3 protein-coding genes and 1 pseudogene are annotated in these 12822 nt (G+C 74.5%); all 4 read left to right on the top strand.

What is annotated here, in order from left to right:
• A partial coding sequence (locus ACFV6I_RS21695) for an amino acid adenylation domain-containing protein (protein ID WP_380427082.1) occupies positions 1-3940 on the top strand: 3940 nt, incomplete at its 5' end.
• Positions 3941-4116: 176 nt separating this feature from the next.
• Positions 4117-11220 (top strand): annotated as a pseudogene (locus ACFV6I_RS21700) (amino acid adenylation domain-containing protein); the annotation flags it as partial.
• A 135-nt stretch (positions 11221-11355) separates the two neighbouring features.
• Complete coding sequence (locus ACFV6I_RS21705; protein ID WP_380427084.1) at positions 11356-12402, top strand: SAM-dependent methyltransferase; 1047 nt, start codon at positions 11356-11358, stop codon at positions 12400-12402.
• A complete protein-coding gene (locus tag ACFV6I_RS21710; protein ID WP_380427086.1) occupies positions 12402-12812 on the top strand; it encodes an aminotransferase class I/II-fold pyridoxal phosphate-dependent enzyme in 411 nt (136 codons plus the stop codon). Before ACFV6I_RS21705 ends, ACFV6I_RS21710 begins: the two co-directional genes overlap by 1 nt.
• Positions 12813-12822 lie beyond the last annotated feature (10 nt).

Here is a 12822-nt window from a genome sequence, read left to right on the forward strand (position 1 = left end):
CGTCGCCGGTGAGCTGTACGTCGCGGGCGCCGGGCTGGCCCGGGGCTACGTCGGCCGCGCCGGCCTGACCGCCGAGCGCTTCGTGGCCTGCCCCTTCGGCGAGCCCGGCGGCCGGATGTACCGCACCGGCGACGTGGTGCGCTGGACCACCACGGGCGAACTGGAGTTCGTCGGCCGCGCCGACGACCAGGTCAAGCTGCGCGGCTTCCGGATCGAACTCGGCGAGGTGGAGGCCGCGTTCACCGCCCACCCGGCCGTCGGCCAGGCCGTCGCCGTGGTCCGCCAGGACCAGCCGGGCGACAAACGCCTGGTCGCCTACGTCACGGGCCCCGTCCGGCCCGACGAACTGCGCGCCTTCGTCGCCGACCGCCTGCCCGGCTACATGGTGCCCGCCGCGATCGTCACCCTCGACGCGCTGCCCGTCACCCCCAACGGCAAGGTCGACCGCCGCGCCCTGCCCGCCCCCGACTACAGCGGCGCCGCCGCCGGCCGGGCCCCGCGCACCGAAACCGAGCAGGCGCTCTGCGAACTCTTCGCCGAGGTCCTCGGGTTGGCCTCGGTCGGCATCGACGACAGCTTCTTCGACCTGGGCGGCCACTCGCTGCTCGCCACCAAGCTGGTCAGCCGCGTCCGCACCGCCCTCGGCACGGAGCTGCCGATCCGCGCGCTCTTCGACCACCCGACGGTGGCCGCCCTGGCCGCCGCCCTGCCCGCCTCCGGCGCGGCCCGCCCGGCCCTGCGGCCCGTCACCCGGCCGGAGCGCGTCCCGCTGTCCTCCGCGCAGCAACGCCTGTGGTTCATCGAGCAGTTCGAGGGCCCGAGCGCGCTCTACAACACGCCCGTCGCCCTCCGGCTGACCGGCGCCCTCGACCGCCCCGCGCTGGAAGGCGCGCTGCGGGACGTGGTGGCCCGGCACGAAGTGCTGCGCACCGTCTTCCCGACCACCGACGGCCAGCCGCACCAACTGGTCGCCGAGGCCCCCGAGTCGATCCTGCGGACCATACCCGTGGCCACCGAGGCGGCGCTCCGGGACGCCCTGGCCGAGGCCGGCGGGGCGGTCTTCGACCTCGCCCACGACCTGCCCGTCCGCGCGACGCTGCTCTCCCTCCCGCACGACGAACACGTCCTGCTCGTCCTCATGCACCACATCGCCACCGACGGCTGGTCCGTCGCCCCGCTCCTGCGCGACCTCGCCACCGCCTACCAGGCCCAACTGGCCGGCACCGAGCCGCAGTGGCAGCCACTCCCCGTGCAGTACGCCGACTACGCCCTCTGGCAGCACGAACTCCTCGGCACCCCCCAGCAGCCCACCACCCTGCTCACCGAACAACTCGACTACTGGCAGCAGGCGTTGTCCGGCCTCCCGGAGGAACTGGCGCTCCCCTACGACCGCCCCCGCCCGACCGTTCCCAGCCACCGGGGCAGCGCCGCCGAGTTCGAGGTCGACGCCGAACTGCACACCGCCCTGGCCGAGTTGGCGGGCACGCAGAACGCCAGCCTGTTCATGGCCCTGCAAGCCGCCGTCGCCGCCCTCTACACCCGCCTCGGCGCGGGCGCCGACCTCCCGCTCGGCACCCCCGTTGCCGGACGCACCGACGAAGCCCTCGACGACCTGGTCGGCTTCTTCGTCAACACCCTGCTGCTGCGCACCGACACCACCGGCAACCCCACCTTCCGGGAACTGCTGGACCGCGTCCGCCGCACCGACCTCGACGCCTACGACCACCAGGACATCCCCTTCGAGCGCCTGGTCGAACACCTCAACCCCCCGCGCACCACCCGCCACCCCCTCTTCCAGTCGCTGATCGCCCTGGAGAGCGGCCCGGCGGTGCCCGCCGCCTTCGGCGACCTGGCCTGCGCGGACCACCCCTTCGAGCTGGACGTGGCCAAGTTCGACCTGTCCTTCCGCTTCACCGAACAGGGCTCCCAGGCGGGCCTGTCGGTGGCGGTCGAGTACGCGGCCGACCTCTTCGACCACGCCACCGTCACCGCCCTCGCCGAGCGGCTGCTCCGCGTCCTGCGCGCCGTCGCCGCCGACCCGGACGCCCCGATCGGCAGCATCGAGATCCTCGACCCGGCCGAACGCGAGCACCTGCTCACCGGCTGGAGCGGACCGGCGGCACCGGTGCCCGAGGCCACCCTGCCGCAGCTGTTCGAGGCCCAGGCCGCCGCCACCCCCGACGCCCCCGCCCTGATCACCGACGCCGAACAGCTCAGCTACGCCGAACTCGACTCCCGGGCCGAACACTTGGCGGCCCACCTCGCCGAGGCGGGCGTCGGCGCCGACACCCCGGTGATCCTGCTGATGGACCGCTCCGCCGACCTGGTGACGGCGATCCTGGCGGTGGCCAAGGCCGGCGGCACCTACGTCCCGCTGGACGACCGGCACCCGGCCGAGCGGCTGCGGCAGATCACCGCCGAGACGCGGGCGGCGCTCGTCCTGGTCGATCCCGCGCACCAGGGCCACCCGCTGGCCACCGACGCCCCCTGCCCCGTCCTGCCGCTCACCGAGGGCTGGTTCGACGGCCCGCGCAGGCGGCGCGCCCAGCCCGCCGGGCTCCACCCGGAGCAGCTCGCGTACGTGATGTTCACCTCCGGATCCACCGGGGTGCCCAAGGGCATCGCCATCACCCACCGGGACGTGGTGCAGCTCGCGACGGACCCGTGCTGGCACCACCCCGACGGGCTGCGGGTGCTCTTCCACGCGCCGCACGCCTTCGACGCCTCGACCTACGAACTGTGGGCGCCGCTGCTCTCCGGCGGCCAGGTGGTCGTCGCGCCGCAGGGCGACCTGGACGCCTCCGCCATCCGCGAGCTGGTCCGGGCGCACGGGCTCACCCACGTGCACGTCACCGCCGGGCTGTTCCGCGTCATCGCGGAGGAGGACCCGGGCATCTTCACCGGCGTGCGCGAGGTGCTGACCGGTGGGGACGTCGTCTCCGCCCCGGCCGTCCGCCGGGTGCTGGAGGCCGTCCCGGGCATCGCGGTGCGAGCGCTTTACGGGCCGACCGAGACGACCCTGTGCGCGACCCAGTTCCCGATGCCGACCGCCTCGGCGGTCCCGAACGTGGTGCCGATCGGCCGCCCGCTGGCCAACACCCGGACGTACGTGCTCGACACCGCGCTGCAGCCCGTACCCGCCGGCGTGGCAGGCGAGCTGTACATCGCCGGCGCCGGACTCGCCCGCGGCTACACCGGCCGCCCCTCCCTCACCGCCGAACGCTTCGTCGCCTGCCCGTTCATCGCCGGTGAGCGGATGTACCGCACCGGCGACCTCGCCCGCTGGACCACCGACGGCGTCCTGGAATTCCTCGGCCGCGCCGACGACCAGGTCAAGATCCGCGGCTTCCGCATCGAACTCGGCGAAGTCGAAGCCGCGTTCACCGCCCACCCCGCCGTCGGCCAAGCCCTCGCCCACGTCCGCGAAGACCAGCCCGGCGACAAACGCCTCGTCGTCTACACCACCACTTCGACAGACAGCGTCACTCCCGGCGAACTGCGTGCCGCCGTCGCCGACACCCTCCCCAGCTACATGCTCCCCGCCGCCGTCGTCATCCTCGACACCCTCCCCGTCACCGCCAACGGCAAAGTCGACCGCCGCGCCCTCCCCGCCCCCGACTACACCGGCACCACCGAAGGCCGCGCCCCCCGCAACACCACCGAACAAACCCTCTGCGCACTCTTCGCCGACGTCCTCGGACTCACCACCGTCACCATCGACGACCGCTTCTTCGACCTCGGCGGCCACTCCCTCCTCGCCACCAGGCTGGTCAGCCGCATCCGCGCCGCTCTCGGTACGGAGCTGCCGATCCGCACCCTGTTCGACTCCCCCACGGTCGCCGCCCTGGCCGCCGTCCTGCCCGAGCGCGAACAGAAGGCCGCGCCGAAGAAGGCCCGCCCGGCCCTGCGGCCGATGCGCCGCCCGGGCGGCCCGGCCTGACCTGCCGCCCACCTCGCGGCCCCGTCCACCGCAGGATGCGCGCCCGCCGCCGGCCCGGCCGGCGGCGCGGCCTGCCGCGTCCCGCGACCGCCGAACCCCACCAGCCACACCAGCCCCAGCAGCCCTACCAGCCACAGCAGCCACAGCACCCGTAAGTCGCCAGTCGGAGGCAGACCTTGATCCCGTTGTCGTTCGCCCAGCAGCGGCTCTGGTTCATCGAGCAGTTCGAGGGCCCGAGCGCCCTCTACAACACGCCGTTCGCCCTCCGGCTGACCGGCGAGCTCGACGCCGCCGCCCTCGAAGGCGCGCTGTGGGACGTGGTGGCCCGGCACGAGGTGCTGCGCACCGTCTTCCCGACCACCGACGGCCAGCCCCACCAGCACATCCTCGACCAGGGGCGCCCGCCGCTGCACCGGGTGCCGGTGGCCGACGAGGCCGAACTGTCCGAGCGGCTGCGCGAGGACGCCGGGCAGGTCTTCGACCTCGCCGCCGATCTCCCCGTCCGCGCCTGGCTGTACGCCCTCCCCTCGCCGGGCGAGCACGTCCTGCTGCTGCTGACGCACCACATCGCCAGCGACGGCTGGTCCGTCGCCCCGCTCTTCGGCGACCTCGCCACCGCCTACGAGGCCCGGCTCGCCGGCACCGAGCCGCAGTGGGAGCCGCTGCCGGTGCAGTACGCCGACTACACCCTCTGGCAGCGCGAGCTGCTCGGCGAGGAGGACGACCCCGAGAGCGTCGTCTCCCTGCAACTCGCCTACTGGCAGCAGGCGTTGTCCGGCCTCCCCGAGGAGCTTGCGCTCCCCTACGACCGCCCCCGCCCGACCGCGCCCACCCGCCGGGGCGGCGCCGCGGAGCTGGAACTCGACGTCGAACTGCACACCGCGCTGGCCGAGTTGGCCGGCACGCAGAACGCCAGCCTCTTCATGGCCCTGCAAGCCGCCGTCGCCGCCCTCTACACCCGCCTCGGTACGGGCACCGACCTGCCGATCGGCACCGTCGTCGCCGGACGCACCGACGAAGCCCTCGACGACCTGGTCGGCTTCTTCGTCAACACCCTGCTGCTGCGCACCGACACCAGCGGCAACCCGAGCTTCCGGGAACTGCTGGACCGCGTCCGCCGCACCGACCTCGACGCCTACGACCACCAGGACATCCCCTTCGAGCGCCTGGTCGAACACCTCAACCCCACCCGCACCGCCGGCCACCCCCTCTTCCAGTCGCTCGTCACCCTGAACACGGAGCGGGCCGGCGATCTCGCCTTCGGCCCGGTGACGGCCCGGCCGGTCGAGGCCGGCGAGGCCCAGGCCCAGTTCGACCTGAACTTCAACTTCGTCGAGCACCTCACGGCGGACGGCGACTGCCTCGGCGTCCGCGGCGCCGTCGACTACGCGGCCGACCTCTTCGACCACGCCACCGCGACCGCCCTCGCCGAGCGGCTGCTGCGCATCCTGCGCGCCGTCGCCGCCGACCCGGACGCCCCGATCGGCAGCATCGAGATCCTCGACCCGGCCGAGCGCGAGCACCTGCTCACCGGCTGGAACGGACCGACCGCACCGGTGCCCGACACCAGCCTGCCCCGGCTGTTCGAGGCCCAGGCCGCCGCCACCCCCGACGCCCCCGCCCTGATCACCGACGCCGAACAGCTCAGCTACGCCGAGCTGAACGGCCGCGCCAACCGCCTCGCCGCCCTGCTGCTGGCGCGCGGCCTGACCGCCGAACAGCCGGTGGCGGTGCTGATGGAGCGCTCCGCCGGGCTGCTCACGGCCGTCCTCGCGATCGCCAAGGCGGCCGGCACGTACGTCCCGCTGGACGACCGCTACCCGCTGGACCGGCTCCAGCACATCCTCACCGACACCCGCACCGGCCTGCTGCTCACCGACCCGGCCCACCACGGGCACCCGGTCCTCGCCACCGGCGGCTTCACCACCGTCGAGGTCACCGACGCGCTGCTCGCCATGGCCCCCGAGGCGGGCGACCCGGCCGTGCCCGTGCACCCCGGCCAGCTGGTCTACGTGATGTACACCTCGGGCTCGACCGGCCTGCCCAAGGGCGTCGCCGTCACCCACCGCAACGTGGTGGACCTGCTGGGCAACCAGCACTTCCGCACGGGCCACCACGAGCGCGTCCTGCTGCACTCGCCCACCGCCTTCGACGCCTCCACCACCGAGATCTGGGCGCCGCTCGTCACCGGCGGGGCGATCGTGCTGGCCGAGCCCGGCGAGCTGGACATCCGGCGCCTCGCCGAGACCATCACCACCCACCGGGTGACCCTGGTCCAGGCGCCGTCGGGCCTGCTGCGACTGATGGCCGAAGAGACGCCGGAGGCCTTCCGGGCCGTCCGGCAGGTGTGGACCGGCGGCGACGTCGTCCCGCCCGAGGCCGTCCGCCGGCTGTTCCAGGCGTGCCCGGACACCTCCGTCGTCGCGGTCTACGCGCCCACCGAGACGACGGCCATCAAGACCACCTTCACCATGACCCCCTCCTCAGCAGTCCCGAACGTGGTGCCGATCGGCCGCCCGCTGGCCAACACCCGGACGTACGTACTCGACACCGCACTGCAGCCCGTACCCGCCGGCGTGGCAGGCGAGCTGTACATCGCCGGCGCCGGACTCGCCCGCGGCTACACCGGCCGCCCCTCCCTCACCGCCGAACGCTTCGTCGCCTGCCCCTACGGCCCGCCCGGCGAGCGGATGTACCGCACCGGCGACCTCGCCCGCTGGACCACCGACGGCGTCCTGGAATTCCTCGGCCGCGCCGACGACCAGGTCAAGATCCGCGGCTTCCGCATCGAACTCGGCGAAGTCGAAACCGCGTTCACCGCCCACCCCGCCGTCGGCCAAGCCCTCGCCCACGTCCGCGAAGACCAGCCCGGCGACAAACGCCTCGTCGTCTACACCACCACTTCGACAGACAGTGTCACTCCGGGCGAACTGCGTGCCGCCGTCGCCGAAGCCCTCCCCAGCTACATGCTCCCCGCCGCCGTCGTCATCCTCGACACCCTCCCCGTCACCGCCAACGGCAAAGTCGACCGCCGCGCCCTCCCCGCCCCCGACTACACCGGCACCACCGAAGGCCGCGCCCCCCGCAACACCACCGAACAAACCCTCTGCGCACTCTTCGCCGACGTCCTCGGACTCACCACCGTCACCATCGACGACCGCTTCTTCGACCTCGGCGGCCACTCCCTCCTCGCCACCAAGCTGGTCAGCCGCATCCGCGCCGCCCTCAGCACCGAACTGCCCATCCGGGCCCTGTTCGACTCCCCCACGGTCGCCGCCCTAGCCGCCGTCCTGCCCGCCTCCGGCACGGCCCGCCCGGCCCTGCGGCCCGTCGACCGGCCCGCGCGCATCCCACTCTCCCCGGCGCAGCAACGTCTGTGGTTCATCGAGCAGTTCGAGGGCCCGAGCGCGCTCTACAACACCCCGTGCGCGGTGCGCCTGACCGGCCGGGTCGACGCCCCCGCCCTCCAGGCCGCGCTGACGGACGTCCTCGACCGCCACGAGGTGCTGCGCACCGTCTACCCGACCACCGACGGCCAGCCCCACCAGCTGATCGTCGAGCGCCCCGAACTCCCGCTGCACACCGTGTCGGTGGCCACCGAGACCGAGCTCCAGGCCGCCCTGACCGAGGCCGGCGGGCAGGTCTTCGACCTCGCCCACGACCTGCCCGTCCGCGCGACGCTGCTCTCCCTCCCGCACGACGAACACGTCCTGCTCGTCCTCATGCACCACATCGCCACCGACGGCTGGTCCGTCGCCCCCCTCCTGCGCGACCTCGCCGCCGCCTACCAGGCCCGACTGGCCGGCACCGCACCACAGTGGCAGCCACTCCCCGTGCAGTACGCCGACTACGCCCTCTGGCAGCACGAACTCCTCGGCACCCCGCAGCAGCCCACCACCCTGCTCACCGAACAACTCGCCCACTGGCAGCAGACGTTGTCCGGCCTCCCCGAAGAGCTTGCGCTCCCCTACGACCGCCCCCGCCCGACCGCGCCCACCCGCCGGGGCGCGGCGGTGGAACTGCACCTGGACGGCGAACTCCACGGCGCCCTGGTCGAGTTGGCGCAGCAGAGCCGGGCCAGCGTGTTCATGGTGATGCAGGCGGCACTCGCCACCACGCTGGGCCGCCTGGGCGCGGGCACCGACCTGCCGATCGGCACCGTCGTCGCCGGGCGCACCGACGAAGCCCTCGACGACCTGGTCGGCTTCTTCGTCAACACCCTGGTACTGCGCACCGACACCAGCGGCAACCCGAGCTTCCGGGAGCTGCTGGAGCGCGTCCGGATCGGCACCCTGGACGCCTTCGGGCACCAGGACGTGCCCTTCGAGCGCCTGGTCGAGCTGCTCAACCCGGCGCGCTCGACGGCCCGGCACCCGCTCTGCCAGGTGATGCTAACCTCGGGCGGCGACGCCGGACAGATCCGCCTCGGCGGCCTGCCGGGCCGGGTCGAGGCACTGGATTCGGACCTCGCCAAGTTCGACCTGACCTTCGCCTTCGGCGAGACCTTCGACCGCGACGGCGCCCCCGCCGGACTGGAGCTGTCGGTCGAGTACGCCGTCGACCTGTTCGACCGGGCCACGGCGGCGGCGACGGCCGCGCGGTTCGAGCGCGCCCTGCGCGCGGTGCTGGCCGACCCGGACCAGCGGGTGGGCCAGGTGGAGATCCTGGCGCCGGAGGAGCGCCGGCAGCTGATCACGGCCTGGAACGACACCGACCACCCCGTCGCCCCCGCCACCTTCCCGGCGCTCTTCCAGGCCCAGGCCGCCGCCCGCCCCGACGCCGTCGCCCTCGCCTTCGGCGCCGAGCAGCTCACCTACGCCGAGCTGAACGGACGCGCCAACCGCCTCGCCCGGCTGCTCACCGCACACGGCGCGGGCCCCGAGCGGTTCGTCGCGATCGCCCTGGACCGCTCGACCGAGCTCATCGTCGCCCAGCTCGCCGTCCTCAAGGCCGGCGCGGCCTTCCTCCCGCTCGACCCGCGCTACCCGGCCGACCGCATCGCCTACATGCTCGCCGACGCCGCCCCCGTCCTGGTCCTCACCACCGGTACGGTGGCCGCCGGTCTGCCGGCCGACAGCGCCGTCCCGCGCCTGCTGGTCGAGGACCTCGACACCTCCGGCCACCCCGCGCACAACCTCACGGACGCCGAAACCGACGCCGAAACCGCCCCCGACGCCGCCGCGTACGTCATCTACACCTCCGGCTCCACCGGCCGCCCCAAGGGCGTCGTCGTCCCCCACACCGGCCTCGCCTCCCTGATCGAGAGCCAGCGCGAGAGTCTCGCGCCCACCCCCGACAGCCGCGTCCTGCTGTTCGCCTCCCCCTCCTTCGACGCCGCCGTCGCCGAGCTCAGCATGGCCCTGCTCACCGGCGCCCGCGCCGTCCTCGGCACCGCCGACCAACTGCTGCCCGGCCCGGCCCTGGCCGAACTGATCGCCGAGCAGGGCGTCACCCACGTCACCCTGCCGCCCACCGCCCTGGCCGTCCTGCCCCCCGACGCGCTCGCGCACGTCGAGACCCTGGCCGTCGCCGGGGAGGCCTGCCCGCCCGACCTCGTCGAGCACTGGTCCGCCCGCCTGCGGATGGTCAACGCCTACGGACCGACGGAGTCCACCGTCTGCGCCAGCATGACCACCCCGCTGTCCGGCCGGATCGCACCGCCGCTGGGCCGGCCCATCCTGAACACCCGGCTGCACGTCCTCGACGCCGCCCTGCGGCCCGTCCCCGCCGGGGTCGTCGGCGAGCTCTACCTCGCGGGCGCCGGCCTGGCCAGGGGCTACCTCAACCGGCCCGGCCTGACCGCCGAGCGCTTCGTCGCCAACCCGTACGACGCCCCCGGCAGCCGGATGTACCGCACCGGCGACCTCGCCCGCCGCCGGGCCGACGGCTCCCTGGAGTACCTCGGCCGCACCGACCACCAGGTCAAGGTCCGCGGGTTCCGCATCGAGCCCGGCGAGATCGAGGCCGCCCTCGTCCGGCACCCCTCCCTCGCCCAGGCCTTCGTCCTGGTCCGCGAGGACCGCCCCGGCGACCGGCGCCTGGTCGGCTACGCCGTGGCCCGGCCCGGCCAGACGGTCGACCAGGCCCTCCTGCGGGCCCACGTCGGCGCGACCCTGCCCGACTACATGGTGCCCTCCGCCGTCGTGGCCCTGGACGCCCTCCCCCTCACCGCCAACGGCAAGGTCGACCGCCGCGCCCTCCCCGCCCCCGACACCGCCGCCTGGCCCGGCGCCGGGCGGGCGCCCGGCACGCCGCAGGAGGAGGTGCTCTGCGGGCTGTTCGCCGACGTGCTCGGACTCGAACGGGTCGGCGTGGACGACAACTTCTTCGAACTGGGCGGGCACTCGCTGCTGGCCGCCCGGCTGGTCGCGGGGCTGCGGGAGCTGGTCGGCGCGGGCGAGGGGATCGGGGTCCGCACCGTGTTCGAGGCGCCGACCGTCGCCGGGCTCGCCGAGCGGCTCGCCCGGGGGCCGGGCGCCGAGAGCTTCCCCGTCCTGCTGCCGATCCGCACCCGGGGCTCGCGCCCGCCGCTGTTCTGCGTCCACCCGGCCGCGGGCATCAGCTGGGTGTACACGGGGCTGCTGCGCCACCTCGACGCCGAGCAGCCGATCTACGGCCTCCAGGCCCCGGGCCTGGCCGATCCGAGCCACCGCCCTTCCTCCGTCGCGGAGTTGGCGCGCGACTACCTCGCGCAGATCCGCGCCGTCCGCCCCGAGGGCCCGTACGCCCTGCTCGGCTGGTCCTTCGGCGGGGCCGTCGCCCATGCGATCGCCGCGCTGCTGCGCGACCAGGGCGAGGAGGTCCGGCTGCTGGCCCTGCTGGACGCCTACCCGGGCGCCGGCGAGGCCGGGCCCGAGCAGTGGCGGGACGACCCGGCGCAGCTGGCGGTGATCCTCGACTCGCTCGGCCACCCGGCCGGGGAGGTCGGCGCCTGGCCCGAGGACGAGGACGGCTACGCCGAGCTGGTCCGGCACGGCGAGGGCCCGCTCGCGGGCCTCAGCGGCGCCGCGGTGGCCCGGGTGGTCGCGGTCTTCCAGACCAACGCCGAGCTGGCGCACGCGCTCCCGCTGCCCGGCTACGACGGCGATGCGGTGGTCTTCACCGCCGCCAAGGACCGCCCGGCCGACGCCCCCGACCCGGACGGCTGGCGCCCCCACGTGGGCGGCCGGATCGACGTCCACGAGGTGCCGAGCACCCACGGTGCCATGACGGGCCCCGAGGCGCTCGCCGTCATCGGCCCGGTGCTCGCCGCCCGTCTGACCGCCCGGCCGGCCTCCTGACCGACCGGCCTCTGACCGGCCTCCCGACCGGCCTCCTGACCCGCCGACTTTCGCATCCCTTCCGACCGCAGGCCACCGACCTGCACCCACCGCGCGGGCCGCACCCGGCCCGCCCACCGAGAAACGGACACCACCATGACCACTGCCGCCATCCCCGACACCTGGCGCGGCGTCACCCCGTCGCCGATCACGTCGACCGACGCCTACAACGGCTTCATCGCCGCCAACGTGATCTTCGCGCTGGACCGGATCGGCGTGCTGGAGAAGCTCGGGCGCGGCGAGCCGCTCTCGGCCGTCGAGGCCACCGCCCAGGGCGGTGACACCGCCCGGACCGAGGCCGTCCTGCGCGCCGCCGCCGACTGCGGCTACGTCAAGGCCGACGGCGCCGCCTACGTGCCCACCGAGGTGGGCCTCGAAGTCGCCGCCGCACGCGGCTACTTCACCTGGGCCGTCGGCGGGTACCACGACGTGTTCGGCCGCGCCGGGCACCTGAGCGCGGGGACGCACCGCTACAGCGAGGACGTCCTGCGCGACGAGGCGATGGTCGCCCTCGGCTCCGCCCAGTGCGACCAGTCGCTGTTCGCCGCGCAGCTGACCGACGTGCTCTCCGGCATCGACTTCCGCACCATCGCCGACCTTGGTAGCGGCACCTCCGCCCGGGTGCGCCGGGTGGTCGGGCAGCGCGAGGGCACCCGGGGCCTGGGCATCGACATCAGCCGCCCGGCCACCGACATCGCCCGCCGCGACATCGTCACGGCCGGGATGCAGGACCGCGTCACCGCCGTCCGGGCCGACGTCCTGGGCCTGCTCGGCACCCAGATCGACAACGACGCCGAGGCCGCCGAGGTGGCCGAGGTCGACACCGTGATGAGCTTCTTCCTGCTGCACGACCTGCTGGCCGACCCGGCCACCCGCTCCTCGATCTTCACCCGGATGCGGGAGGCCTTCCCGAAGGCCCGCACCTTCGTGCTCGGCGACACCATGCTGCGCGGCCCGGGCGAGTCCCAGAGCGCCCTGCCGGTCTTCTCGGTCGGCTTCGAGCTGGCGCACGCGATGATGGGCGTGCCACTGCACACCAAGGAGACGTACGAGGAGCTGTTCACCGACGCCGGGCTGCGGATCGACCGCGTCGAGGCGCTGGCCACCCCGCACTCCTGGCTCTACGTCCTCCAGACCGACTGATGGCCGCCGCCCCCGCCGCCAGACACCTGCTGGCGCAGAACGAGCACCCGGGCCCGCCGCTGCCGTCCGTCGTGGCCGCCCTGGCCGCGGCCGCCGGCGACCTGCACCGGTACCCGGACTTCCGCCCGCAGCGGATCGAGGGGATCATCGCCGACTGGCAGGGCGTCCCGGCCGGCCAGGTCGCGGTCGGCCACGGCTCGGCGGGCGTGGCGCTGGACCTCTTCCACGCCGTCGTCGAGCCCGGCGACAACGTGGTGCACTCGGCGCCCTGCTTCGACGCGTACCCGCTGTTCTGCGAGATCGCCCGGGCCGAGGCCCGGGCCGTCCCCCCCGCCCCCCCCCCCCCCCCCCCACCCGGCCCCGCGGGGCCCCGGGCGGGGGCGCCGCCCCCCGCCGCCTCAGCCAAATAAAAAAAACACA

It is taken from the genome of Kitasatospora sp. NPDC059803, assembly GCF_042732255.1.
Classification (GTDB): Bacteria; Actinomycetota; Actinomycetes; order Streptomycetales; family Streptomycetaceae; genus Kitasatospora.